Origin of the sequence: Enemella evansiae (assembly GCF_002250705.1) — a bacterium.
Taxonomy (GTDB): domain Bacteria; phylum Actinomycetota; class Actinomycetes; order Propionibacteriales; family Propionibacteriaceae; genus Enemella; species Enemella evansiae.
On record NZ_NMVP01000001.1, the window covers coordinates 158,791 to 183,430 of the forward strand.

Here is a 24,640-nt window from a genome sequence, read left to right on the forward strand (position 1 = left end):
AGACCCGTCGGGGCAGGTCGCTAGGGTGTGGCCCATGTGGCAGACCCCGGCGTACCGCGTCCAGGCCACCCGGCTGGAGACCGTGCTGGGGGACAAGACCGCCAAGGCGTTCGAGCAGCTCAAGGTGCGCACGGTCGGCGACGCGCTGCGGCACGTGCCCCGGCGCTATCTGCGCGGCGCCGAGTCGACCAGCCTGCGCGATCTCAAGGTGGGCGAGGATGCCGCGTTCATCTCCCGGGTGATCAAGAGCGAGACCAAGGGCAACCAGCGCTCGCTGCGGCTGGAGGTGATCGTCGGCGACGGCACCGGGACCCTGCGGCTCACCTTCTTCGGCCGCAGGCACCTGATCGACTTCTGGCAGCGCACCCTGCCCGAGGGTGCGCGCGGGCTGTTCGCCGGCAAGATCGGGGTCTTCAACGGCCAGCTGCAGCTCACCCACCCCGATTTCGTCACCCTCGACGAGGCCGGCCACATCACCGGCGGGGCGCAGCGCAACCAGCAGATGGGTGAGCTGGCCTCCCGGGTCGGCGGGCTGATCGGCATCTATCCAGCGACCGCGAAGCTGCCCACCTGGACCATCGCCCAGTGCATCGACCTGGTCCGCGAGCAGACCGGTGAGCTGCCCGAGCCGCTGCCCGCCACGGTCCGCGAGGCGGTGGATCTGGTCGCCCTGGCCCGCGCCGACCGCGCCATCGACTTCGAACCGGCCGCCGACGAGCGGTTGCCCGAGTTGGCGGCCGCGGTGCAGTACGTGCATCGCCCCGACGACCTGGCACAGGCCTGGCTGGGTCGGCAGCGGTTCCTGTTCGACGAGGCGTTCGCGGTGCAGGCGGCGATGGCCTACCGGCGCGCCGCCGCTCGGTCCCAGCCCGGTACGCCGCGGCCGCGGCAGCGCGACGGGCTGCTCGCCGCCTTCGACGCCACCCTGCCGTTCGAGCTGACCGCGGGCCAGCAGCAGGTCAGCGAGGAGATCTTCACCGGCCTGGAGCAGACCCATCCGATGCAGCGGCTGCTGCAGGGTGAGGTCGGTTCCGGCAAGACCCTGGTCGCGCTGCGGGCGATGCTCACCGTCGTCGACAATGGCGGCCAGGCGGTGCTGCTGGCACCGACCGAGGTGCTGGCCCAGCAGCACCACCAGACGATCAGCCGGATGCTCGGCCCGCTCGCCGAGGGGGAGGGCGGCCTCTTCGACGCTGGTGTGCTCGGTGACGGCCCGCGGACGAAGGTGGTGCTGCTGTCGGGGTCGATGACCGCCGCGCAGAAGAAGAAGGCCCTGCTGCAGATCGCCTCCGGGGAGGCCGGGATCGTGGTCGGTACCCATGCGCTGCTCGCCGACCGGGTGCAGTACGCCGACCTGGGCCTGGTGGTCGTCGATGAGCAGCACCGCTTCGGCGTCGAGCAGCGGGCGGCGCTGAACGACCGCGCCGAGGCCCGGCCGCACGTGCTGGTGATGACCGCCACCCCGATCCCGCGGACGGTCGCGATCACCGTCTTCGGCGACCTCGAGGTGTCCACGCTGACCGAGATCCCGGCCGGCCGCAGCGAGGTCAGCACCCAGGTGGTCCCGGAGAACGTCCGCCCCGAATGGGTCGAGCGGGCCTGGCAGCGGATCACCGAGGAGGTCGCCGCCGGCCGGCAGGCGTTCGTGGTCTGCCCGCAGATCTCGGCGGGGGAGAAGAACAGCGAACTGGTACCGCCCGATCCCTCGTTGGAGGGCAAGGACGCGCCCGCACCGCGCAACGTCACCGACCTGTACGCCGAACTGACCGACCCCGGCGGACCGCTCGAGTCGCTGCGGGTGGCCGCCCTGCACGGCAAGCTGTCGGCCGACGAGAAGGACCGGGTGATGGCCGCCTTCGCCGCCGGTGAGCTGGACGTGCTGGTCTCCACCACCGTCGTCGAGGTCGGGGTCGATGTGCCGAACGCCTCGGTGATGGTGATCTGCGACGCGGACCGCTTCGGCATCTCCCAGCTGCACCAGCTCCGCGGCCGGATCGGCCGTGGCGCGCACCCCGGGCTCTGCCTGCTGCTGACGCGTACCCCCGGTGACTCCCCGGCCGCCGAACGGCTCCGCGCCGTCGCCGGCACCCGCGATGGGTTCCAGCTCGCCGAGGTCGATCTGGCCCAGCGCCGCGAGGGCGATGTGCTCGGCGCCAGCCAGGCCGGTGCCCGCTCCTCGCTGAAGCTGCTGCGGGTGCTCGATCACGTGCAACTGCTGGAACAGGCCCGCGCGATCGCCGAGGACTGCGTCGCCCGCGACCCGGAGCTGAAAGAACCCGGCATCGCCGACGCCATCACCCAGGTGGAGGAGCAGGCCGCCGCCGAGTGGCTGGAGCGGACCTAGGTGCCGTGAGCCGGCCCTCTCCGATCCTCGAGCAGGTCGGCGCAGCGACCGACGGTCCCAACGATCCTCGAGCAGGTCGCGCAGCGACCGACGGTCCCAACGATCCTCGAGTAGGTCGCGCAGCGACCGACGGTCCCAACGATCCTCGAGTAGGTCGCGCAGCGACCGTGTCGAGAGGCCGTGACCCGCCCTCAAAACCTATCCACAGATTCCGAGAATTCCTGCCAGGGCGGCAGATCCGGGCGGAAACTGTCAGACCCTGTCTGTTGAATGACGGGTATGGATGGCAGTGCGGCCAGGTTCGTCGAGACCGTGGAGACGGTCGATGAACTGCTGCGCCAACTCGTCCTCGACGCCGATGATCGGCTGCTCACCGACGAGCAGCGTCTCCGCGTTGCCGAGGCGAACGAGCGGATCGCCGCACGGCTCCACGCGCTGTCCACCCGCACCCTGGCCGGCATCGACGCCGGTGACGCCAGCCAACACGTCCACCGAGTCCGCACCACGACCTGGATGCGGGAACGCCGGGGGTATGCGGGCAGCCAGGCCTCCGGGGTGCTGCGGGATGCGATCCGCACCGTGCGTGCTCCGGTCGTCTGGCACGCCCTCGCCGAGGCCGCCATCTCGCCTCGCCAGGCGGCCGTCATCCTGCAGTCGTTGCAGCAACTGCCGCCGGACCTCGCTCCGCAGCAGGAGATCGCGGCGCAGCGATCCATGATCGAGCAGGCGCAGCGGCTGGACCCGCGCGACCTGGCCGCGGTCGGTGAACATCTGGTCGAGGTCGTTGATCCCGACCATGCCGACGCACTGCTGGAGCGACGGCTCGAACAGGAGGAGCGTGCGGCCCTCCGCAATCGTGGGTTGCATCTGCACCACGACGGTCACGGCTCCACCAGGATCAAGGGTCAACTTCCCGCCGCCGAGGGTGAGCGGCTCAGCGCCCTGCTCGACTCCCTGGCCGATACCCATCGCGACGACGAACCGCCCCTGTGCGGGAGCTCGTGCACCGGCCCATCCTGCGGGCTGTGTGGTGGCCGTCCCTCACGAGCGATGCGCCGCGCTGACGCACTGCTGGAGGTGGCCCAGGCGTACGCCGATGCCAGACGCGCACCGGCCCGCGGCAACGACCGGGCGCGGGTGCACGTGACCGTCGATCTGGACACGCTGCGCCGCGGGATCGGTTTCACCGAGACGACCTTCGGACCGCTCTCCGCGCAGCAACTGCGGCTGCTGGCGTGCGACGCCGAGATCATCCCGATCGTCCTCAATGGCTTCGGGATCCCACTCGACGCCGGCCCGGCGCACCGGTTGTTCACCGGTGAGCTGCGCGCCGCCCTGGTGGCTCGTGATGCAGGGTGCGTCTTCCCCGGTTGCTGTCAACCTGCCCGACGCTGCGAAGCGCACCACATCAAGCCGTGGTGGGCGCAGGGTCCGACCAGTCTGGACAACGGCGTACTGCTCTGCCCACACCACCACGCCCTCGTCGAACCCGCCAGAGCCAACCTGCACAACGAAAACCGCTGGGAGGCCCGTCTCAACCCCGCCGATCGGTTGCCGGAATTCCTGCCACCACGGGGATTGGATCCGAACCGCCGCCCGCGACGCCACCTACGTCACCGAATCAGGACCAGACCGTCGGACGATGATGGGCATTGACGACCCTCGCCGCTTGGGACTCGCTCAACCGTCCGAGCAGGGCAATCTCATCTCGACACGTCGGCCATTGCTCCGCTTCGCTGCGCATGACCGACTACTCGATGAGCTCGATGAGCGTCACAGGGGCGCAGGGCCGACTGCTCGATGAGCGTCAGAGGCCCGCAGCAGGGCGTCGATGGTGGTCGCCGTGCTCAGCCCTGCCAGTGCTCCTGCTCGTAGGCGGTCACCTCACCGATCCGGCGGATGTGCCGTTCACCTTCGGAGAACGGGGTGTCCAGGAAGGTCCGCACGATCTCCCAGTGCTGTTCGGGATCCTGCATCCGGGCGCCGAGGGAGAGCACGTTCGCGTCGTTGTGCTGCCGGGCCAGGCTCGCGGTCGTCGTGTCATAGGCCAGCGCGGCGCGGATCCCGCGCACCTTGTTGGCCGCCATCTGCTCACCGTTGCCGGAACCGCCGATCACGATGCCCAGCGACCCCGGGTCGGCCGCGACGGCCTCGGCACCCGGGATGATCCAGCGTGGATAGTCATCCTCGGGATCGAGGGTGTGGGCGCCGTGGTCGATCACCTGGTGACCGGCCTCGTGCAGCCGATCGGCGAGCAGATTCTTCAGTTCCAGACCGGCATGGTCGGTGGCGAGGTGGACGCGCATGCCCTCATCGTCGCACGCGCGATAATGGCCGGGTGAGTCGGATCATCACCGGAACCGCCCGCGGCCGCAAGCTGGCCACCCCCGATCATCAGCGCACCCGGCCCACCTCCGACCGGGTCCGCGAGGCACTGTTCTCGGCGCTGGTGTCCTGGGCCGACGGGCAGGACGAACCACCCGATCGGGCACTGCGCGGGTTCAGCCTGCTCGACCTGTACGCCGGCACGGGCGCGGTCGGGCTGGAGGCGGCCAGCCGCGGCGCCGACCCGGTCCTGCTCGTCGAGTCCGACCGGAAGACCGCCGACCTGGCCCGCCGCAACGCCACCGACACCGAACTCGAGGTGGGCGTACGGACCGCCAAGGTGGAGCAACTGGCGGCGACCCCGGCCCCGCAGGGGTTCGACATCGTCTGGCTCGACCCGCCCTATGACCTGCCCGCCGAGCGGCTGGACCGGGTGCTCGCCGATCTGGTCGGCCACGGCTGGCTGGCCACCCACGGTCTGCTGGTGGTCGAGCGCGGCAGCCGCGGCGCGGCACCGCAGTGGCCGCCCGGCGTCGGCGACGGCTGGCAGCGACGCTACGGTGAGACCACCCTGCACTTCGCCGAGGAACTGACCGCGGCGGCGACCGAGGAGGTGACGCCAGGGTGAAGGCCATCTGCCCCGGCTCGTTCGACCCGTGCACCCACGGGCACCTGGACATCATTCGACGGACCGCGCACCTGTTCGACGAGGTGGTCGTCGGCGTCGGCACCAATACCGCCAAGAACAGCCTCTTCAGCCCCGAGGAGCGGGTGGAGATCCTCGACGAGGCGCTCGAGGGACTGCCGGGGGTGCAGGTGATGACGATGTCCGGTCTGCTCGTCGATTTCGCCCGCGAGCACGGTATCGGCGCGATCGTGAAGGGTCTGCGGTTCGCCTCCGACTTCGACTACGAGCTGCAGATGGCCCAGATGAACACCCGGCTCAGCGGGATCGAGACCATCCTGCTGCCGACCGCGGCCCAGTGGTCCTTCGTGTCCTCGACCCTGGTCCGCGAGATCGCGCTGATGGGCGGCGACGTGTCCGAGTTCGTACCGCCCGCGGCGGCCGCCCGGATCAGGGCCCGCGCCGCCGATCGAGGGGAGAGCTGATGAGCGCGGATCAGTTGACCGAGTCGCTGGCCGCGCTGCGGCAGGCGGTCAGCCAGGCCAAGGGCGTACCGATGTCGGCGTCCTGTGTGGTGAACCGCGCCGAGATGCTGGAGCTCCTCGACCGGATCCAGGCCGCGCTGCCAACCGAACTGGAGCGGGCCAACCGGGTGCTCGCCGACTCCGAGGGGCACCGCGATCAGGGGCGTACCGATGCCGAACAGATCGTCGCCGACGCCCGGCAGCGCGCGGAGCAGCTCGCCACCGAGCACGAGATCACCCGGCAGGCCCGGGAGCAGGCCGAGCGGTTGCGCAACGAGGCCGAGGAGGAGTGCCGGGCGCTGCGGCGGGAGACCGACATCTTCATCGACTCCCGGATGGCGTCCTTCGAATCGGTGCTGCACAAGACCTCCAGCCAGGTGGCCGTGGCCCGGCAGCGGCTGGCGGAGCGCTCCGGCCTCGACGCCGAGACCGCCGAACCCCTGCCGCCCGCCTGAGCTCCAGGTGCTGGTCAGCTGACCAGATTTTCTGGCCCGGTGGCTGTTGGGATTTAGTTGAAAGCGGTAATGTAGTCGACTGATTACAGAGTTCTCACCCACGAGCCGAGGGATTCACCGATGCCTGCCTCCCGCGCCACCACCACCGTGGTGGGTGTCGCCGTCGCCATGACGGTGACCATGGGTGCGATCAACTACGGGCTCTTCCCGGGTTCGCAGGAGCTCGGCGGGATGCTGTTCGGCCGGCAGCTGCCGCACTCGGTGGCCGACGGCCCGGTACCGGGCGGTGCGGGTCCCGGTGGGACCGCGCCCGGTGAGCTGCCCCCGGGGGAGCCGACGGGTACGCCCGAGGCGCCGTCCCCGTCCGCGCAGCCCAGCGACCGCGCGCTGGCCACCCCGCGGCCGGCCGAGGGTGTTCCGGGGGCCACCGTGGGAACCGTTGTTCCCCAGCGGCGCGCCGGCGCAGCCCCGGACGCGCGCAGCGGTGCCAGCGCCGGTGCCCCCGCGGCCGATGCCCCTGCCCCCGGTGCCGCTCCGGCGCGGCCGGGTTCCGTCCCGCAGGCCGGGACCGGGACGCGGACCGGGGGAGGGCAGCAGCCCGTGGCGCCCAGCTCGGCCCGGCAACCCGCCCCGACCCAGGCACCCACCACGACCGGCTCGACCGGTGCGGCCCCGACCGCCGCCGCACCGACGGCCGGTTCCACCGGTTCGGGTGGCGGCCGTATCGAGCGCGGTCAACCCGCCCAGGGCCTCCGCCCACCCACCAGCTCGACCATCGAGCAGGAGACGATCACCCCGCTCCCGGAGGACGAGCAGGGCGATGATTCAGACGGTGGCAGGAAGGGCGACACCGAACGGGGTTCCGGCAGCGGTGAGCCGACCGCGAAGCCGCGCCCGAGCACCGGTGCGCTGAAACCCGGCCCGAGTCACATCGACGCCCGGGAGAAGCCGAAGAAGACCCGCGTCGGGACGAGCTCGGCCATGCCGACTCCGGCACCGACGGCACCGGCGACCCCGGACCAGCAGGGTCAGCAGGACCAGCAGGGTCAGGACCAGGACGGTCAGGCCAACCGGTAGCCGCGGCCCCGCACGGTCTGGAAATACTGCGCGCCGATCTTGCGGCGCAGGTAGCGCACATAGACCTCGAGCACGTTCGAGCCCGGGTCGAAGTCCAGCCCCCACACCATCGACAGCAGCTGCTCGCGGGTCAGCACCTCACCCGGGTGCCGCAGGAAGGCCTCGGCCAGCGCGAACTCGCGGGCGGTGAGCTCGACCTCGTGCTCCCCGGCGCGGGCCCGGCGGGTCCGCACATCCAGGCTCAGGTCGCCGTGGCTGAGGACCAGCGGTTCGGTGTCGGCGGGCCGCAGCCGCAGCCGGACCCGGGCCACCAGTTCGTCGACGCTGAACGGCTTGGCCATGTAGTCATCGGCCCCCGACTCCAGCCCCGCGACGGTGTCGGTGACCGAGGTGCGGGCGGTGAGGATGATCACCGGCACCCGCGAGCCCGACTCGCGCAACCGGCGTACCACCTCGAAACCGTCGATGTCGGGCAGCCCGACGTCCAGCACCATCAGGTCGACCTCGCCCGCCGACACCCGCTCGATGGCCGCCTGCCCGGCACCGACCGTCTCGGTCTGGTGGCCGGCGGCGCCCAGGCCCCGGGCGATGAACGAGGCGATCTCGGCCTCGTCCTCGACGATCAGGATGCTGCTCATCGTTCGTCCTCGTTCTCGTTGGAGAGTTCTGCGTCGAAGGGGCGTGCTGTGGTCGCGGGTGGGCGTCTCGGCAGGATGAGACTAATGGTCGTACCTACCGAGTGGGGGGATTCGATCGTCAGCGTGCCCCGGTGTCCCGCCGCGATCTCGGAGACGATCGCCAGTCCGAGCCCCGACCCCTCGGCCTGCGCACGCCCGCGGACGAACCGCTCCCGGACCCTGGCGGCCAGCTCGGGCGCGATCCCCGACCCCTGGTCGCGCACCCAGAACCGGACCTCGGTGCCCTCGGCGCGCGAACCGATCGCGATCATCGATCCGGGTTCGGAGAACTTGACCGCATTGCGGGCCAGTTCCAGCAACGCCTGGGAGACCCGCTGCGGATCCAGCTGGGCACGGACATCGGCGACCTCGGCGAGCTGCCACTGGCGATCGCCCAGCGACCGCGCCTTCTCCAGCACCTCATCGGTCAGCGTCCCGACATCGACCGACTGCAACCGGATGAAGTCCGGCCGCTCGGCCTTGGCCAGGGTCAGCAGATCCTCGACCAGCCGGGCCATCCGGTCCACCTCGGAGATGCCGCGGGCGCGGACCGCGCGGACATCGTCCGGGTCGTCGGGGTCCATCACCTCCAGGTGGCCGCGCAGGATCGTCAGCGGCGTACGCAGCTCGTGGCCGACGTCGTCGTAGAGGTCGCGCTGCGCCGCGAAGGTGTGCGACAACCGGTCCAGCATGGCGTTGACGGTGTGGGTGAGCTGGGCCAGGTCGTCGTTGCCGCGGACCGGGATCCGGCGGGAGAGGTCGGTCTCGGTGATCTCCCGGGTGGTCCGCCGCAGCAGCGAGATCGGCTCCAGCAGTTGCCCGATCAGCAGCCAGGAGGCGAACCAGATCAGCAGCAGCGAGCCCGCGCCGACCAGGAAGTAGTTGCGGAAGTTGCGGTTCAGGGAGGCGTACTCGGCACGCGAATCGATGGTGACGACCAGCAGCCCGACCTGGCTGTCCCCGGTCATCCGCACCGGTGCGACCAGATAGCGCAGCTGCGGGGAGGTGGTCGGTACGGTGCCGAACCAGCTCGCCAGGCTCACCCGGTCGGTGGGCTGGCCGAGCACGGCGGTCAGGAAGGCGGGATCGGTGTAGGTCCTGCCGGTCGGATCGGGTGCGGACCAGGTGATCATGCCGTTGATCAACCCGAGCCGGCTCTCGTGATCCTGGGTCGGGGTCTCCAGCACCGCCGCCTGCAGCAGCTCCGCGGTGGTGGTCAGCGGCTCCCCGGTCCGCAGATCCCGGGCCCGCTCGGTGAGCGCGGTGGTGTCGGAGAGCCGGCGGCGCAGCAGGTCGTCGATGTCGCGGTCGATCCGCTGCCGCTCCAGGGCGTACGCCACCACACCGGCCAGGCTCATCGCCAGCAGCGAGAGCACCGCGACGGCGAGCAGCACCCGGGCGCGGACGGTCAGACCGATCCGCGTTCCGGCGGCGGAATCGGGCTGCGGCACCCGCACAGCCTAAGCCCAGCGGGCCGGCGGGGCCCGCGTTTGCATGGGTCTCCGGCTGGCAGGTAGTCTGGGACGTCGGTTATGGCGACGCCATGCCGTCGTGCGCGCGAGGGGGTTGGCATGAGCTCAGCAACACGCCCGCTGGACCGGAGGGATCCTCTGGTCATCGATACCCATGATCTGGGTCGTCGAGCGGGTGCGATGAGGGAGCTGCGGACCAGCACCGAGGCGCCCGAGGGCATTGGCAGCGACGTAATCGGAGTACCCACCGGATCGCCGATCCGGCTCGATCTGAAACTCGAGTCGGTCGTCGAGGGGGTGCTGGTCACCGGGACCGCCGAGGTCGAGGTGGCCGGGCAGTGTGGACGCTGCCTGGAGCCGATGGAGCAGCAGCTCGAGATCGACATCCAGGAGCTCTATCTCTACCCGGACGCCGAGCCCGACGACACCGAGGCCAGCAGGATGGAGGGCGAGCTGCTCGACCTCGAACCCCTGGTCCGCGACGAGGTGGTGCTGGAACTGCCGTTCATGCCGCTGTGTCGGCCGGACTGCGCGGGACTGTGCCCCGATTGTGGGGCCAATCTCAACGCCGATCCGGAGCACACCCATGAGTCGGCCGTCGACCCGCGCTGGGGTGAACTGGCCGGGTGGCGCGCCGATGGCGAGCCCGGCAGGAGCTGAACCGCAAGACCACCCCGCACCCGCGGGAAAGAGCCGGAACGCCCGGCGTACGACCGACACAGGAGAGAATCGTGGCCGTCCCCAAGCGGAAGATGTCCCGCAGCAACACTCGGCACCGCCGCGCCCAGTGGAAGACCCAGGCCCCGACCCTGGTCACCTGCGCCAACCCGGCCTGCCGGCAGAAGCACCTGCCGCACACCGTCTGCCCGTCCTGCGGCCAGTACGGTCCGCGCGCGGCGCGGCGACAGGTCCTCGAGTCCTGATCCCGCCGCCGGGGCGACGCCCCGGTCGGCCGTCGAGCGGCGGCCGCTGACGCGATGGCGGGTATCGAGCAACTCTGCACCGAGCTGGGGGTCCCGATGGACCCCCAGCTCTTCGTGCTTGCCCTGACCCATCGCTCGTACGCCTATGAGAACGGCGGCCTGCCGACCAACGAACGGTTGGAGTTCCTCGGCGACTCGGTGCTCGGGCTGATCGTCACCGAACACCTCTATCGGGTGCATCCCGAGCTGAGCGAGGGTGAGCTGGCGAAACTGCGCGCCGCGGTGGTGAACGCCCGCGCGCTGGCCCAGGTGGCCCGCTCGCTGGGCATCGGCCCGCAGATCCGGTTGGGCCGCGGTGAGATCACCACCGGTGGCGCCGACAAGTCCTCGATCCTGGCCGACACCATGGAGGCGCTGATCGGCGCGGTCTATCTGGCCCACGGCATGGACGGCGCCCGGCTGCTGGTGCACCGGCTCTTCGACCCGCTGATGGAGCGGGCCGCCCAACTCGGTGCCGGGCTGGACTGGAAGACCTCACTGCAGGAGCTCACCTCGACCCTGGGGCTGGGCGCGCCGCGTTACGAGATCACCGAATCCGGGCCCGACCACGACAAGCGCTTCGAGGCGGTCGTGGTGCTCGGCGAACTGCGCTTCGGCCACGGCCGCGGCCGGAACAAGAAGCAGGCCGAGCAGGAGGCCGCCGGCAGCGCCTTCGCCGAACTGCGGGAACGCCAGCAGCCGACAGCCGAGCCCGGTACGCCCGAGGCCGGCGAGGTCGGCTGAGGTGCCGGAGCTGCCCGAGGTCGAGGTGGTCCGTGCCGGGCTCACCCCATTGATCGCCGGCCGCCGGTTGAGCGCGGTCCAGGTGCTGCATCCCCGCCCGGTACGCCGGCATCTGGCCGGCCCCGACGACTTCGCCACCACCCTGGTCGGGCGCACCTTCGACACCCCGCGACGGCGCGGCAAATACCTCTGGCTGCCGTTCACCGACGGCGACGCGCTGCTGGTGCATCTCGGGATGAGCGGCCAGTTCCGGACCGCAGAACCGGGTCTGCCCGATGCCCGCAACACCCGGATCCGCTTCTCCTTCGACGATTCCGGGCACGAGCTGCGCTTCGTCGACCAGCGGATGTTCGGTGGCGTCTCGCTGTCGCTCGACGGGGCCGAACTGCCCGCCGAGATCGCCCACATCGCCCGCGACCCGTTCGATGCGGCGTATGACGTCGCCGAGACCGCCCGCCGGTTGCGCCGCCGCCGTGGCGGGGTGAAGCGGGCGCTGCTCGACCAGACGCTGGTCTCGGGGATCGGCAACATCTACGCCGACGAGGCGCTCTGGGCCGCGCGGATGCACTACGACCGGCCCGGCGAGCGGCTCAGCCAGGCCGCCGCCGTCGGCGTACTCGATGCCGCGCGGGCGGTGATGGCCGAGGCGCTGGCCGTCGGCGGTACCAGCTTCGATGCGCTCTATGTCAACGTCAACGGCGAATCCGGCTACTTCGACCGGGCGCTGCACGCCTACGGTCAAGAAGGTCTGCCGTGTGAGCGCTGCGGTACGCCGATCGTGCGGGAGGCGTTCATGAACCGCTCGGCGTTCCGCTGCCCACGATGCCAACGCGCGCCACGCGCGGCCGCTGGTTCGGTGAACGGCGGGCGCGCCGTTAGGGTGGTCCAATCGTGAAGAGAGCCGCCCACTACGTCTTCGTGCGTCACCGCCACAACTGGCTGCAGTTCCTGCGTTTCGGACTGGTCGGTGGCTCCGGCGTACTCGTGAACCAGATCGTGGTGATCATCCTCAACAAGCTGCTCGGGGGCGATTACCGCGACGTGGCGTTCCCGCTGCCGTTCTCGGATTTCAACATCCGTTGGTATGTGGTGATCACCACGGTCGCGTTCCTGGTCGCCAACGTCTGGAACTTCCAGCTCAACCGCACCTGGACCTTCAAATCCGGCAAGCATGCCGGCTGGTGGCGCGAGTTCTTCCCCTTCCTGGCGGTCGGATCGGTGGCCTACCTGGTCGGTCAGGTGATCATCCAGCTGCTGCTCTGGCACGGCTCACCGGTCGAGCTGGCGAAACTGTTCCCGGTGCTGGACGACAGCTCCGGGCTGCGCAAACCGCTCTACTGGGCCAACCTGATCCAGATCACGCTGACCATGCCGATCAACTTCGTGGTGAACAAGCTCTGGACCTTCCGGGCGGTCCGCGGCAAGCGGCTGCATCCCGAGCAGGAGCTGCCGATGGTGGCCGCGGTCGTCGCCCCCGAGGTGGTCGACGAGGAGGGCAACCCGATCCCCGAGGGCACGGTGCACGAGGACACCATCCACGACGACTCGGTTCGCGACGGTTCTGGGGACACGGAACGGGGCTGAACCGTGTACCTGAAGAGCCTCACCCTGCGCGGCTTCAAGTCCTTCGCCTCCGCCACCACCCTCAACTTCGAGCCCGGCATCACCTGTGTGGTCGGCCCGAACGGCTCGGGCAAATCCAACGTCGTCGACGCGCTCGCCTGGGTGATGGGTGCCCAGGCCGCCAAGTCGCTGCGCGGCGGCAAGATGGAGGATGTCATCTTCGCCGGCACCTCCGGCCGGGCCCCGCTGGGCCGGGCCGAGGTGGCGCTGACCATCGACAACACCGACGGCGCGCTGCCGATCGAATACACCGAGGTGACGATCTCGCGGACCATGTTCCGCAACGGCGGCTCGGAATACGCGATCAACGGCAACGCCGCCCGGTTGCTCGATGTCCAGGAGCTGCTCAGCGACTCCGGTATCGGCCGGGAGATGCACGTCATCGTCGGCCAGGGCCAGCTCGACTCGATCCTGCAGGCCACCCCGGAGGGCCGGCGCGGGTTCATCGAGGAGGCCGCCGGCGTCCTCAAGCACCGCAAGCGCAAGGAGAAGGCGCTGCGGAAGCTGGAGTCCACCGAGGGCAACCTGAACCGGCTCAACGACCTGATCGCCGAGATCCGCCGGCAGCTCAAACCGCTCGGCCGGCAGGCCGAGGTGGCGCGCCGGGCCGTGGTGATCCAGGCCGAGGTCCGCGACGCCCGCGCCCGACTGCTCGCCGACGATCTGGTGCAGGCCACCCTGGCACTGGAATCCGAGCTCGCCGACGAGCAGGCGCTGCGCGATCGGCGAACCAGCGTCGAGAACGCGCTGGCCGCCGCCCGGGACACCGAGGCCGAGGCCGAAGAGCAGTTGCGGGAGGGTACGCCACGGCTGACCGCCGCGCAGGAGACCTGGTACGCCCTGTCCGGGCTGCGCGAGCGGGTCGCCTCGACCATCTCGATCGCCGCCGAACGGGTCCGCAACGCTGACAACCAACCCACCGAGGACCGCCCGGGCCGCGACCCGGAGCAGCTCGAAGCCGAGGCCAAGGAGGTCGGCCGCCAGGAGGAGCAGCTGCGCGCCGAGGTGGCCACCGCCGACGCCGCGCTCGCCGAGGCGACCCAGCGGCGTACCGACGCCGAACAGGCCCATGCCACCGAGGAGAAGCGGCTCGCCGCCCAGCTCCGCGCGATCGCCGACCGGCGGGAGGGCCTGGCCCGGCTCACCGGCCAGGTCAACTCCGCCCGCTCCCGCGCCGAGGCCGTGGTCGAGGAGATCGGCCGACTGACCAGCGCCCGGGAACAGGCACTGGAACGCGCCCAGCGGGCCCGCGCCGAGTTCACCAGCCTGGAGACCAGGGTCGCCGGGTTGGACGCCGGCGAGGTCGACCTCGACTCCGAACACGAACAGGCCGCCGACGAACTCGAGGTGGTCGAGACCGAACTGCGCGAGCTGCAGCGCCAGGAGCAGACCGCCAACCAGGAACGCGCCGCCGCGGCCGCCCGGTTGGAGGCGCTCAAGCTCGGCCTGGAACGCAAGGATGCCTCCGCCGCCCTGCTCGCCGCCACCGACCGGGTCGGCGGCCTGCTCGGCTCGGTCGCGGCCCTGGTGCAGGTGGAACAGGGCTACGAGGCCGCGGTCTCGGCGGCCTTCGGCTCGGCCGCCGACGCGGTCGCGGTGACCGGGCCGGATGCCGCGGTCGGGGCCTTCGACCATCTCAAGGCCGAGGACCTCGGCCGAGCGGGGCTGCTGCTGCGCGGGGCGGTCACCGACGGCGAGACCTGGCCGCGGCTGCCGGACTGGGCCCGGTACGCCGCCGACGTGGTCGGCTGCGACGACGAGCTGCGGCCCTCGGTGCTGCGGGTGCTGCGCAAGGTCGCGGTGGTCGACGACCTCCCGGCCGCCCGCCGGCTGATCGGCGACCTGCCCGATGTCACCGCGGTCACCCGCGACGGGGACATCCTCTCGGCCTGGTTCGCCGCCGGCGGCTCGGGCTCGAAGCAGTCGCTGATCGAGGCCCAGGCCGCGGTCGATGAGGCCGAGAAGCGACTGGTGGCCGCCGACCACCAGGTGGAGCGGCTGCGGTTCGCGCTCGGCGAGGTGCGCAACCGGCACGAGGAGGCGCAGGGCCGCCTCGACGTGGCACTGGGCAAGCTGCACGAATCCGATGCGGTGATGGCCGCCCTGGCCGAGGACCTCGGCAAGTGGCAGAACCTCGCCAAGCAGGCCGGTGACGAGGCCGGCCGGCTCGCCGACTCGGCGCAGAAGGCCGAGGCCCAGCAGGCCGCGGACGCCGAGAAGCTGACCGAGCTGGAACAACGGCTGGAACTGGCCTCGGCCGAGGAGATCGACGAGGACGCCGACACCGGCGAACGGGACCGGTTGGCCGAGCAGGCACGCGGTGCCCGACAGGCCGAGATGGACGCCCGGCTGGCCCTGCGTACCACCGAGGAACGGGTCCGCGGGCTGGCCGGTCGCGCCGACTCGCTGCGCCGCGCCGCCGAGAACGAACGCCGCGCCCGGGCCCGCGCCGAGGCCCGCCGGATCCAGCTGCAGCGCGAGGGCGAGAATGCACGCGCGGTGCGGACCGCCGCCGAGTGGCTGCTCAAGCGCGTCGAGGCCTCCCGCGAGATCGCGGCCGCCGAACGCGCCGCCGCCGAGCAGGTCCGCGCCGCCGCCGACCGGGAACTCGCCGATGCCCGGCGCCGCTCCCGGGAGCTGGCCGGTGAACTGCAGCAGCTCGTGGACACCGTGCACCGCGACGAGCTGGCTCGCGCCCAGCAACGGATGCGCGTCGAATCGCTGACCGAGAAGGCGATGGAGGAGCTCGGCCTGGAGGCGGAGACGCTGATGGCCGAGTTCGGGCCGGAGAACGCCATCCCGGTGCTCACCCGGGCGGACGGGTCGGCGCTCACCGAGGACGACGAGCAGCCCGAGCCGGTCCCGTTCGTGCGTGCCGAGCAGGAGAAGCGGCTGCGCAAGGCGGAGAAGAATCTGCAGGTGCTCGGCCGGGTGAACCCGCTCGCGCTCGAGGAGTTCGACGCGATGACCGAGCGGCACCAGTTCCTGTCGGAGCAACTGGAGGATCTGCGGCGTACCCGCAAGGACCTGACCGACATCATCGCCGAGGTCGACAACCGGGTGCAGGAGGTCTTCGCGCAGGCGTACGCCGACGTCGAGACCGCCTTCGAACAGGTCTTCGCCAAGCTCTTCCCCGGCGGCGAGGGCAAGCTCGTGCTCACCGAACCGGGGGAGTGGCTGACCACCGGCGTCGACGTCGAGGCCCGCCCGCCCGGCAAGAAGGTGAAGCGACTGTCGCTGCTGTCGGGTGGCGAGCGCTCACTGGTCGCGGTCGCCTTCCTGGTCGCGCTGTTCATCGCCCGGCCGAGCCCGTTCTACATCCTCGACGAGGTCGAGGCGGCCCTGGACGACACCAACCTGGGCCGGCTGCTGGAGATCTACGAGCAGTTGCGGGAGAACTCCCAGCTGCTGGTGATCACCCACCAGAAGCGGACCATGGAGATCGCCGACGCGCTCTACGGGGTGACGATGCGCGGCGACGGGGTGTCCACGGTAATCAGCCAGCGGATCCGGGACTGAACCCTCGACTCCTTGATGAGATCGTGATCCGGACAACTGGAATCACACGAGTCACAGGTGTAACACTGGTCCCGCCGGAGTGGTCGACCGGCGCCTTCCCCAGTTGGACCTTGAGAAAGGTGTGCCGTGAGCAGCATCGTCCTCTTCACCCTCCTCGCCCTCGTCATCGCCGCCTTCGTCTGCGGCGCCGTGGCGATGGGCATGGCCGGGCACGGCCGCAGCCAGCACCCGAAGGTCGCGCACGGCTTCGCCCGCGCCGCCCAGGCGCTGAACGGCGACGGCGAGCCGCCGAGCGGACTGGTCAAGCTCTTCCGCTGATGCACCTGGAGAACCTGGTCGTCGACGCCCGGGATCCCCGTGGGCTGGGCGGCTTCTGGGCCGCGGCGCTCGGTGCCGAACCGATCACCGAAGGGCCCGACATCTTCGAGGCCCGGTTGCGGTATTCCGACGACCAGTTTCTCGATCTGTGCTTCCCGTTGGTCGATGAGCCGGCGGTCGGTACGCCGCGGCTGCATCCCGATCTGGCCGGTGGGGTACGCCAGGGCGAGGTCGTCGAGCGGCTGCTCGGGCAGGGCGCCGCGCGGTTGGATATCGGTCAGGGTGACGTGCCGTGGGTGGTGCTCGCCGACCCCGAGGGGAATCCGTTCTGCGTGATGGAGGAGCGGGCCGAGTACGCCGACCGCGGGCCACTGGCGGCGCTGCCGTTGGACTCGGCCGATCCGGCGCGGGACCTGGAGTTCTGGGCGATGCTCACCGGCTGGGAACAGCTGGTCGGCGGCTCGGTGCCGGCGACGCTGACGCACCCGTCCGGGCTGGGCCCGCTGCTGGAGCTGTGCCCCCAGGTCGAGCCGAAGGTACGCAAGAACCGGATGCACCTCGACCTGCGCTACGTCACCGGCGACGATCGGGACGACTGGGCGCGCCGCATCGAGGCCGCCGGCGGCAGCCGCTACGACCCCGGCTGGGGCGAACTGCCCTGGGAGCTGTGGCGCGACCCCTCCGGCAACGAGTTCTGCCTGCACGGCTGACCGCGCACCGGCCCCGGGCCACTTTCCACGATTCTCCTGGCCCACTGCTCCCGACTGATACAGGTTTGATGCTCGAGAGGCATCAAGGATTTCCTTGATGCCCGGTGAGCATCAGAGATCGTCCTGATGCCCAGGAAGCATCAAAGATTTCCTTGATGTCGGCTGGGCATCAAACATTTCTTTGATGCTTCTCGGGCATCAAACCCGTATTGGTCGACAGCTACCCGGTATGGGGAGCGCGATGGTCGGACGCAATGGGGGTGCGCCACGTGTGGGCCGGGGCCCGGTTCAGTAGGTGATCGGTTCGAGGATCAGGACCGGGATCTGGCGGTCGGTCTTCGTCTGGTACTCGGCGTAGGGCGGGTAGGCCGCGACGCAGCGTTCCCACCATTCCTCGCGCTCGCTGCCGCTGAGTTCGCGTGCCCTCACCGCGAAGGTCTCGGTGCCGTCCATCAGGTCGAGAACCGGGTTCTTCTTCACGTTGGCATACCACTTGGGGTTCTCCGGGGCGCCGCCCTTCGACGCCACTGCGGCATACGAGCCGTCGTGCTCGACGCGCATCAGCGGCACCTTGCGGACCTTGCCGGAGACACCCAGCATCGTCAGCATCACCACATCGCGATCCATCACCTGGGCGGCGCGGGTGTCGCCAGCGGCCTCGATCGCCTCAACCTGCTTGCGGACCCACTCGGTGGGGCTGGGGACATATTCACCCTTGATCGTCATGGCCCCGAGCCTAGCCCGGGACCATGACGATCACCGGTTGTTCAATCGGTGGTCGGGCGGAGCTGGCCGGGCCGCGTACCACCGCCACCGAGCCCACCCCCGCCGCCACCGGGGCGACGGCCGGCGGGTCGGGACAGCACCCCCGGTACGCCACGGCCGCGCAGCGAGGCGCCCTTGGTCTCGATCACGAAGTGCAGGGCCACCATCGCGACCGCGCAGGCGGCCATCATGTAGAACGCCGGGATCAGCGGGTTTCCGGTGGCGCCGATCAGCGCCTCGTTGATGGCCGGAGCCGTGCCGCCGAAGGCGGCTGTGGCGACGTTGTAGGAGATCGCCATCCCGGCGTACCGGACATGCGAGGGGAACATCGCCGGGAAGGTGGCCGAGATCGTACCGAGCTGCAGCACATAGATCGCGCCCAGCACGGTGAAGCCGATGACGGCCAGCACCATGCCCTTGCCCATCAGCCAGAACATCGGTACCGAGAGCACGAACAACCCGATCAGCGAGATCCACCAGCACGGTTTCCGGCCGATCCGGTCCGACAGGGCACCGGCCATCGGCAGCAGGATCATCATCACCACCTGGCCGATCAGCACCATGATCTCGGCATTGCCCTTGGACATCCCGACGGTGTTCGGCAGGTAGGTGGGCATGTAGGTGAGCAGCAGGTAGTTCGCCACGTTCAGCGCGATGACCAGGCCGAAGAGCTGCAGGATCGGCTTCCAGTGCTCCTTCAGCAGATTCTTCAGTGCGCCGGTGGCCTCGTCCTCGGACTCACCGGATTCGGACAGCTCCTGGAAGACCGGGGTGTCCTCCATCTTCATCCGCAGATACAGCCCGATGCCGCCGAGCGGCCCGGCGACCAGGAACGGGATCCGCCAGCCCCAGTCCTGCATCGCGGCGTCACCGAGGAAGAACCGCAGCACCGCCACGATGATCAGGCCCGCGGTCAGCCCGGCCAAGGTGCCGAACTCGAGGAAGCTGCCCCAGAATCCGCGCTTCTTGTCCGGCGCGTACTCGGCCATGAAGGTCGCCGCGCCGCCGTACTCACCGCCGGTGGAGAACCCCTGCACCACCCGGAGCAGGATCAGCAGGATCGGTGCCCAGATACCGATCTGGTCGAAGGTCGGCAGCAACCCCATCAGGAAGGTGGCGCTGCACATCAGCAGGATCGTGGTGGCCAGCACCTTCGATCGGCCCAGCCGGTCGCCGAGCGGGCCCCAGACCAGACCGCCGAGCGGGCGCAGCACGAAGGAGACCGCCAGGCCCAACAGGGCGCCGAGGGCCTCATGCTCACCGGGGAAGAAGTTCGCCCCGATCTCGGTGGCGAGGTAGGCGTACACACCGTAGTCGAACCATTCGGTGGCGTTGCCCATCGCCGAGGCGGTGACTGCCCGTTTGAGCAGTTTTGGACTTGCTTCTTTTGGTGCGTCGTCGATCAGCGGGACGCTGGGGGACACCCCAGCAGAGTTGGACTCCATCGTCGCTCCTTCGCGTGATCCGTCGGATCACTCGATCTCTGTACTCGCTCTGTACTCGGCCGCGTCGCTCGATTGTACTTTTGTAGACAATCGGACACGTTACATGAGTTCCTTGGGGTCTGACCACCCCTACCCGCAGTACCCCTCGGGTGCAACCGGTACGCGCCGAACCTCCTAGGATGGCGGCCGTGGACCCACTGATTCTCAGCATCATCATCGGCGCGGTCGTGCTCCTCGCCGCCGGGATCGGCATCGGGGTCGCGGTCGGTCGGCGACGTGCCCTGGAGCGGCAGCACCGGGCCGAGCTGGAGGCCGAGCAGCGGGGCGGTGCCGGTGCTGCCGGCGGCGGCGGTGATGACGACCGGGAGGGCGGCGGGGTCGCCACGCTCGACCCGGACCTCGACCCCGGTGCCGGTACCGCGGCAGGCGCGGGCCCCGACCTGCTGGACCGTCCCGAGGCACCGAGAACCCGCCTGCAGCGGCTCCGGGCCCGCCTGGCCGGGCAGAACAACGCCCTGTCCCGCGGCCTGCTGAACCTGCTCTCCGGCGGCACCATCGACGAGGAGACCTGGGAGGACTTCGAGGCCACCCTGATCTCCTCCGATCTCGGGGTCGGTCCGACCACCGAACTGGTCGACCGGTTGCGTACCCGGTTCAAGGTCGAGGGCGTCACCGACGGTGCCGAGGCCCGTCGGATCCTGCGCGAGGAACTGCTCGCCCTGGTCGACCCGAATCTCGACCGGACCCTGCACGACCAGCGGGTCGGTGACGATCCCGGCGTGGTGATGGTGGTCGGGGTGAACGGCACCGGCAAGACGACCACGGTCGGCAAGCTGGCCCGGGTGATGGTGGCCGAGGACCGCGACGTGCTGCTCGGTGCCGCCGACACCTTCCGCGCCGCCGCGGCCGACCAGCTGGAGACCTGGGGTGCCCGGGTGGGTGTGCCGACGGTCCGCGGGGCCGAGGGCGCCGATCCGGCTTCGGTGGCGTACGAGGCGGTGACCGCCGGGGTCGATCTGGAGGTCGACTGCGTGCTCATCGACACCGCCGGCCGATTGCACACCAAGACCGGTCTGATGGACGAGCTCGGCAAGGTGAAGCGGGTGATCGAGAAGAAGGCGCCGGTCACCGAGGTGCTGCTGGTCATCGATGCCACCACCGGCCAGAACGGGCTGATCCAGGCGCGGATCTTCCGGGAGGTCGTCGATGTCACCGGCATCGTGCTGACCAAGCTCGACGGCTCCGCCAAGGGCGGCATCATCGTCCAGGTGCAGCGCGAACTCGGCGTACCGGTGAAACTCGTCGGACTCGGCGAGGGCCCCGACGACCTGGCCCCCTTCGACGCCGAGGAGTTCGTGGACGCCATCCTGGGCTGAACAGGCTCCCCGCGGGGTGAAACAGGTCATACTTTGCCCGTGGGGTTGCGAAGTGGCGGACTGGCGGTGCTGCTGGTCGCGCTGACGGTGCTGATACCGCTGTTGGTCCTGGTACGCCTCGACCGCAGCGGTGCCGGGGGCCGGCGCTGGGCCGTGCACCGCTGGCGGTTGCGCGGCCGCGAACGACCCCGCAACCTCGGCTGGCTCGGGGTGCGCTGGGTGGCCATCCTGCTCGCGCAGACCCTGGCCGTGTTCGCGGTGCTGGTGCTCGCCAACCGGGAGATGCGCTTCTACATGACCTGGGGCGATCTGCTCGGCACCCGGGAGGCCAGCAACGACCTGCAACCGCGGCAGGTCGGCCCGCCGTTGGCCCCGGATCCGGCCCGTCCCGAACCGCCGCCGACCAGCACCCGGCCCACCCCCTCGGGGGCGACCCTGGTGCGGATGCTGGTCCGCGGGCAGGCGTCCGGGGTGAACAGCGAGATCCTCATGTGGCTGCCACCGGCCTATTTCAGCGCCGGCCCGGACGCCGAGTTCCCGGTGCTGTTCATGATGTCGGGGTCTCCCGGTACGCCGGAGGGTGTCTACAACCAGTTCGAGTTCGACAAGGTGGCCAGCGAGTCGATCGCCAGCGGTGACACGAAACCTTTCATCGCGGTCTTCCCGACCGTGATGACCCATCCGCCGCGCGACACCGAATGCCTCGACATCCCCGGCGGCCCGAAGTCGGAGACCTGGCTGGTCACCGACGTCCCGGCGGCGGTGAACGCCGCGGTCCGAGCCAGCGGTGATCGGCGGCAGTGGAATCTGGCCGGCTATTCCACCGGCGGCCTGTGCGCCACCAACCTGCTGCTGCGCTACCGCGACCAGTTCGGGGCGGCCGCCTCGATCGGCGGCTACTACCATCCGTGGGTGCAGCCCAGCGAGGGTGATCTCTTCGGCGGCTCGGAGGAATTCCGCCGGTCGGTGACACCGCTGTGGCAGTTCCAGAACGCCACCCCGCAGCCGACGAAACTGCTGATCGTCACCTCCGCCCGCGACAAGATGTCCTGGGACGGCAACACCTACGGCGACGGCGACTCCAAGGCGATGATCGAGGCGGCCCGACGGTGGCCCGGTACCGCCAAGATCGTGCTGGGCACCGGCGGCCACGGATTCAAGACCTACGTCCCGGCATTTCCGCAGGCACTCGCCTGGCTGGGCCGCACCAACGGCCTGTGACGGCCTCCATCTTGTAAAGTTGGTCCGCAGCGCACGCACCCGTACGCCCTCGACCGCTCGATCCCGCCCAGAACCCATTTGACCGAGGAACCGCCTTGTTCGACACACTGTCCGATCGCCTCTCCGCCACCTTCAAGAATCTGCGGGGCAAGGGGAAGCTGAGCGACGCCGACATCGACGCCACCGCGCGCGAGATCCGGATCGCGCTGCTCGAGGCCGACGTGAACCTGGCGGTGGTCAAGGAGTTCATCGCCGCGGTGAAGGAGCGCGCCAAGGGCGAGGAGGTCTCCCAAGCGCTGAACCCGAGCCAGCAGATCATCAAGATCGTCAACGAGGAACTGGTCAACATCCTCGGTGGCGACACCCGGAACGTGCGCTTCGCCAAGAAGCCGCCGACTGTGATCATGCTCGCCGGCCTGCAGGGTGCCGGTAAGACGACGCTGGCCGGCAAGCTGGCGTACTGGCTGAAGTCCGAGGGTCACTCGCCGTTGCTCGTCGCGGCCGACCTGCAGCGACCCAATGCGGTCACCCAGCTGCAGGTGGTCGGCCAGCGCGCCGGCGTACACGTCTTCGCCCCGCACCCCGGGGCCTCCTCCGCGGCCGAGGCCGCCAACCCCGGTGGCGTCGGCGACCCGGTCGCGGTGGCCCGGGACGCGCTGGTCGAGGCCGACCGCAAGCTCTACGACGTGGTGATCGTCGACACCGCCGGCCGGCTCGGCGTCGATGAGGTGCTGATGCAGCAGGCGGCCGACATCAAGGCCGCGGTGAATCCCGATGAGGTGCTGTTCGTCGTCGACGCGATGATCGGCCAGGACGCGGTGAACACCGCCCAGGCCTTCGCCGACGGTGTCGGCTACGACGGTGTGGTGCTGACCAAGCTCGACGGTGACGCCCGCGGCGGTGCGGCGCTGTCGATCGCGCGGGTGATCGGCAAGCCGATCATGTTCGCCTCCTCCGGCGAGCAGATGAAGGACTTCGACGTCTTCCACCCCGAGCGGATGGCCTCGCGGATCCTCGGCATGGGCGACATGCTGACCCTGATCGAACAGGCCGAGAAGACCTTCGATGAGGAGCAGTCGCGCAAGGCCGCGGAGAAGATCTCGTCCAAGGGCGGTTCCCAGTTCGGCCTGGGCGACTTCCTGGAGCAGATGAAGGCGGTACGCCGGATGGGGCCGCTGTCGAAGATCTTCGGCATGCTGCCCGGGATGGGCGAGATGAAGGATCAGATCGCCAACATCGACGAGCGGGAGGTCGACCGGCTGGAGGCGATCATCCTGTCGATGACCCCGGCCGAACGCGACGACCCGAAGATCCTGAACGGCTCCCGGCGGGCCCGGATCGCCAAGGGCTCGGGCACCGAGGTGTCGGAGGTCAACCAGCTCGTCGAGCGGTTCTTCGAGGCCCGCAAGATGATGTCGGCGCTGGCCAACGGGCAGATGCCGTCGGGAATGCCCGGCATGCCGGGGATGCCCGGTGCCGGCGGCGGCAAGAAGAAGCAGCAGCAGACGAAGAAGGGCAAGAACCGCAAGGGCGTCTCCGGCAACCCGGCCAAGCGCAATGCGCCGGTCATGCCCGAGCCGCCGCAGCCGGCGGCCGATCCGGCGGCCGCCTTCGGCGGGCACGGTTTCGACATGGGACAGTTCAAGGGCAACGGGGCGGGCTCCGGCAGCGAGTTCGAACTGCCGCCGGAGCTGCAGAAGATGTTCAACAACGACAAGAACGACAAGAACGACAAGAAGGACTGATGACCCCGTGAGATCGATCCTGCTGATCATCGTCATCCTGGTGGTGGTGCTGCTCTTCCTGGGTGTGGCGGTGCTGCTGCTGGTGAACCGCATCGGGCGGGCCCGGTTCCGCAAGGAGGTCGCGGCCGACGGGCACAGCTACACCGCCGACGACCCGGCGATGCTGGAGCGGTTCCAGGCGCCGCCCTTCGGCCTCGGCGGGGAGAAGCGCGCCTACGACGTGGTCCGCGGGCAGCGCGACGGCCGGCCCTTCAGCTACTGGACCCAGGACTGGTGGGCCTCCCGGGCCCTGCCGCAGTCCGGCCGGGACCGCAGTCTCGGTGACAAGCACGCCATCGCGGTGGCGGCGGTCGATCTCGACGGGCAGCGCCCGGTGCTGGACATCGTCACCCACCGGATGGGTGACGACGAGTTCGTACCGATCGGCCAGCAGCTGCCGGATCATCCCGGCCTGCCCGGGGTGTCGATCTTCGGCGACGACCCGGCGTACGCCGCCCAGGTGCTCACCGACGACCTGGTCGCCCGGATCGCCGCCCAGCCCGTGGAGGACCGGATCAATCTGCGGGTCGCCGAGGGGGCCGCGATCGCCTGGAGCGACCCGGCGAACAAGGGTTCCGCCGAGTGGCGTGACATCGTCGACGCCGCCCAGGTGCTGGCCACCCGCGCCTGAGCCGAGCCCCGCGCTCGCGGGCGGGTCGGCCCGGGGCAGACTG

Annotated in this window: 23 protein-coding genes; 18 read left to right on the top strand and 5 right to left on the bottom strand. The window is 70.1% G+C overall.

From position 1 onward, the window contains the following. The first annotated feature begins 34 nt into the window (after positions 1-34). Together BI335_RS00795 and BI335_RS00800 are read left to right on the top strand one after the other, a co-directional pair. Positions 35-2,344: an ATP-dependent DNA helicase RecG gene (locus tag BI335_RS00795; RefSeq protein ID WP_094429428.1), complete on the top strand. Its 2,310-nt coding sequence runs from the start codon at positions 35-37 to the stop codon at positions 2,342-2,344. Positions 2,345-2,623: 279 nt separating this feature from the next. After that, positions 2,624-4,000 carry an HNH endonuclease signature motif containing protein gene (locus BI335_RS00800; RefSeq protein ID WP_172421663.1) on the top strand — a complete coding sequence of 459 codons (1,377 nt, stop codon included), beginning with the start codon at positions 2,624-2,626 and terminating at the stop codon, positions 3,998-4,000. Between the two features lie 191 nt (positions 4,001-4,191). On the opposite strand, the gene BI335_RS00805 is transcribed toward BI335_RS00800, so the two are convergent. Next, complete coding sequence (locus BI335_RS00805; RefSeq protein WP_094360610.1) at positions 4,192-4,650, bottom strand: ribose-5-phosphate isomerase; 459 nt, start codon at positions 4,648-4,650, stop codon at positions 4,192-4,194. Between the two features lie 32 nt (positions 4,651-4,682). Between BI335_RS00805 and rsmD the strand changes: the two genes are divergently transcribed. The 4 genes from rsmD (at position 4,683) to BI335_RS00825 (ending at position 7,350) form a co-directional block, all read left to right on the top strand. Then, positions 4,683-5,297, top strand: a complete 615-nt coding sequence (gene rsmD / locus BI335_RS00810) for a 16S rRNA (guanine(966)-N(2))-methyltransferase RsmD (RefSeq protein ID WP_094360612.1) — start codon at positions 4,683-4,685, stop codon at positions 5,295-5,297. After that, positions 5,294-5,779: a pantetheine-phosphate adenylyltransferase gene (coaD, locus tag BI335_RS00815; protein ID WP_094429430.1), complete on the top strand. Its 486-nt coding sequence runs from the start codon at positions 5,294-5,296 to the stop codon at positions 5,777-5,779. Before rsmD ends, coaD begins: the two co-directional genes overlap by 4 nt. Continuing rightward, a complete protein-coding gene (locus BI335_RS21285; RefSeq protein WP_094360616.1) occupies positions 5,779-6,273 on the top strand; it encodes an ATP synthase subunit B family protein in 495 nt (164 codons plus the stop codon). The genes coaD and BI335_RS21285 overlap by 1 nt, the downstream gene beginning before the upstream one ends. Before the next feature lie 120 nt (positions 6,274-6,393). Continuing rightward, positions 6,394-7,350, top strand: coding sequence for a hypothetical protein (locus BI335_RS00825; RefSeq protein WP_094429431.1), 957 nt, complete (start codon positions 6,394-6,396; stop codon positions 7,348-7,350). Here BI335_RS00825 and BI335_RS00830 read toward each other — a convergent pair. Together BI335_RS00830 and BI335_RS00835 are read right to left on the bottom strand one after the other, a co-directional pair. Further along, complete coding sequence (locus BI335_RS00830) at positions 7,335-7,988, bottom strand: response regulator transcription factor (protein ID WP_094359043.1); 654 nt, start codon at positions 7,986-7,988, stop codon at positions 7,335-7,337. The two genes, BI335_RS00825 and BI335_RS00830, sit on opposite strands and share 16 nt — an antisense overlap. After that, the gene (locus BI335_RS00835; RefSeq protein ID WP_094429432.1) at positions 7,985-9,478 is read right to left on the bottom strand and encodes a sensor histidine kinase; all 1,494 of its coding nucleotides are present in this window, start codon (positions 9,476-9,478) and stop codon (positions 7,985-7,987) included. The genes BI335_RS00830 and BI335_RS00835 overlap by 4 nt, the downstream gene beginning before the upstream one ends. Positions 9,479-9,598: 120 nt before the next feature. Between BI335_RS00835 and BI335_RS00840 the strand changes: the two genes are divergently transcribed. The 8 genes from BI335_RS00840 to BI335_RS00875 all read left to right on the top strand — a co-directional run bounded on the left by BI335_RS00840 (position 9,599) and on the right by BI335_RS00875 (position 17,375). Further along, positions 9,599-10,159 (top strand): YceD family protein, encoded by a 561-nt coding sequence (locus BI335_RS00840; protein WP_094404099.1) that lies wholly within the window; start codon positions 9,599-9,601, stop codon positions 10,157-10,159. A gap of 71 nt (positions 10,160-10,230) precedes the next feature. Next, positions 10,231-10,422, top strand: a complete 192-nt coding sequence (rpmF, locus tag BI335_RS00845; protein WP_094359049.1) for a 50S ribosomal protein L32 — start codon at positions 10,231-10,233, stop codon at positions 10,420-10,422. A gap of 96 nt (positions 10,423-10,518) precedes the next feature. Beyond that, positions 10,519-11,205 (top strand): ribonuclease III, encoded by a 687-nt coding sequence (gene rnc / locus BI335_RS00850; protein WP_229118922.1) that lies wholly within the window; start codon positions 10,519-10,521, stop codon positions 11,203-11,205. A gap of 1 nt (position 11,206) precedes the next feature. Next, entirely contained in the window at positions 11,207-12,100 is an 894-nt protein-coding gene (mutM, locus tag BI335_RS00855) for a bifunctional DNA-formamidopyrimidine glycosylase/DNA-(apurinic or apyrimidinic site) lyase (RefSeq protein ID WP_094429433.1), read from the top strand. Next, positions 12,097-12,789, top strand: coding sequence for a GtrA family protein (locus BI335_RS00860; protein ID WP_094429434.1), 693 nt, complete (start codon positions 12,097-12,099; stop codon positions 12,787-12,789). Before mutM ends, BI335_RS00860 begins: the two co-directional genes overlap by 4 nt. A gap of 3 nt (positions 12,790-12,792) precedes the next feature. Further along, positions 12,793-16,347, top strand: a complete 3,555-nt coding sequence (gene smc, locus BI335_RS00865) for a chromosome segregation protein SMC (protein ID WP_094429435.1) — start codon at positions 12,793-12,795, stop codon at positions 16,345-16,347. 126 nt (positions 16,348-16,473) lie between these two features. Further along, positions 16,474-16,665, top strand: coding sequence for a hypothetical protein (locus tag BI335_RS00870; RefSeq protein ID WP_094359059.1), 192 nt, complete (start codon positions 16,474-16,476; stop codon positions 16,663-16,665). After that, positions 16,665-17,375 (top strand): VOC family protein, encoded by a 711-nt coding sequence (locus BI335_RS00875; protein WP_094429436.1) that lies wholly within the window; start codon positions 16,665-16,667, stop codon positions 17,373-17,375. The genes BI335_RS00870 and BI335_RS00875 overlap by 1 nt, the downstream gene beginning before the upstream one ends. A gap of 288 nt (positions 17,376-17,663) precedes the next feature. Here the strand turns inward: BI335_RS00875 and BI335_RS00880 are convergent, their stop codons facing one another. Next, on the bottom strand, positions 17,664-18,101 hold the full coding sequence (locus tag BI335_RS00880) for a nitroreductase family deazaflavin-dependent oxidoreductase (RefSeq protein WP_094424811.1): 438 nt from the start codon (positions 18,099-18,101) through the stop codon (positions 17,664-17,666). A 41-nt stretch (positions 18,102-18,142) separates the two neighbouring features. After that, positions 18,143-19,585, bottom strand: a complete 1,443-nt coding sequence (locus BI335_RS00885; RefSeq protein ID WP_094424813.1) for an MFS transporter — start codon at positions 19,583-19,585, stop codon at positions 18,143-18,145. A 179-nt stretch (positions 19,586-19,764) separates the two neighbouring features. Here BI335_RS00885 and ftsY point away from each other — a divergent pair, with 179 nt between their 5' ends. From ftsY to BI335_RS00905, 4 genes are all read left to right on the top strand, one after another. Continuing rightward, positions 19,765-20,961, top strand: a complete 1,197-nt coding sequence (gene ftsY, locus BI335_RS00890) for a signal recognition particle-docking protein FtsY (RefSeq protein ID WP_094424815.1) — start codon at positions 19,765-19,767, stop codon at positions 20,959-20,961. A 39-nt stretch (positions 20,962-21,000) separates the two neighbouring features. Further along, complete coding sequence (locus BI335_RS00895) at positions 21,001-22,182, top strand: alpha/beta hydrolase (RefSeq protein ID WP_133625464.1); 1,182 nt, start codon at positions 21,001-21,003, stop codon at positions 22,180-22,182. A 95-nt stretch (positions 22,183-22,277) separates the two neighbouring features. Further along, positions 22,278-23,927 carry a signal recognition particle protein gene (ffh, locus tag BI335_RS00900; protein ID WP_094429438.1) on the top strand — a complete coding sequence of 550 codons (1,650 nt, stop codon included), beginning with the start codon at positions 22,278-22,280 and terminating at the stop codon, positions 23,925-23,927. Positions 23,928-23,934: 7 nt separating this feature from the next. Then, on the top strand, positions 23,935-24,597 hold the full coding sequence (locus tag BI335_RS00905; RefSeq protein ID WP_094400706.1) for a hypothetical protein: 663 nt from the start codon (positions 23,935-23,937) through the stop codon (positions 24,595-24,597). Positions 24,598-24,640: the final 43 nt, after the last annotated feature.

What these genes read in the sequence shown, in the direction of transcription:
- BI335_RS00800 (WP_172421663.1), top strand. Translation starts at nt 2,624, where the DNA reads ATGGATGGCAGTGCGGCCAGGTTCGTCGAGACCGTGGAGACGGTCGAT.
- BI335_RS00875 (WP_094429436.1), top strand. Translation starts at nt 16,665, where the DNA reads ATGCACCTGGAGAACCTGGTCGTCGACGCCCGGGATCCCCGTGGGCTG.
- BI335_RS00795 (WP_094429428.1), top strand. Translation starts at nt 35, where the DNA reads ATGTGGCAGACCCCGGCGTACCGCGTCCAGGCCACCCGGCTGGAGACC.
- BI335_RS00840 (WP_094404099.1), top strand. Translation starts at nt 9,599, where the DNA reads ATGAGCTCAGCAACACGCCCGCTGGACCGGAGGGATCCTCTGGTCATC.
- BI335_RS21285 (WP_094360616.1), top strand. Translation starts at nt 5,779, where the DNA reads ATGAGCGCGGATCAGTTGACCGAGTCGCTGGCCGCGCTGCGGCAGGCG.
- BI335_RS00885 (WP_094424813.1), bottom strand. Translation starts at nt 19,585, where the DNA reads ATGGAGTCCAACTCTGCTGGGGTGTCCCCCAGCGTCCCGCTGATCGAC.
- BI335_RS00830 (WP_094359043.1), bottom strand. Translation starts at nt 7,988, where the DNA reads ATGAGCAGCATCCTGATCGTCGAGGACGAGGCCGAGATCGCCTCGTTC.
- rnc (WP_229118922.1), top strand. Translation starts at nt 10,519, where the DNA reads ATGGACCCCCAGCTCTTCGTGCTTGCCCTGACCCATCGCTCGTACGCC.
- BI335_RS00880 (WP_094424811.1), bottom strand. Translation starts at nt 18,101, where the DNA reads ATGACGATCAAGGGTGAATATGTCCCCAGCCCCACCGAGTGGGTCCGC.
- BI335_RS00825 (WP_094429431.1), top strand. Translation starts at nt 6,394, where the DNA reads ATGCCTGCCTCCCGCGCCACCACCACCGTGGTGGGTGTCGCCGTCGCC.
- BI335_RS00805 (WP_094360610.1), bottom strand. Translation starts at nt 4,650, where the DNA reads ATGCGCGTCCACCTCGCCACCGACCATGCCGGTCTGGAACTGAAGAAT.
- ftsY (WP_094424815.1), top strand. Translation starts at nt 19,765, where the DNA reads ATGGCGGCCGTGGACCCACTGATTCTCAGCATCATCATCGGCGCGGTC.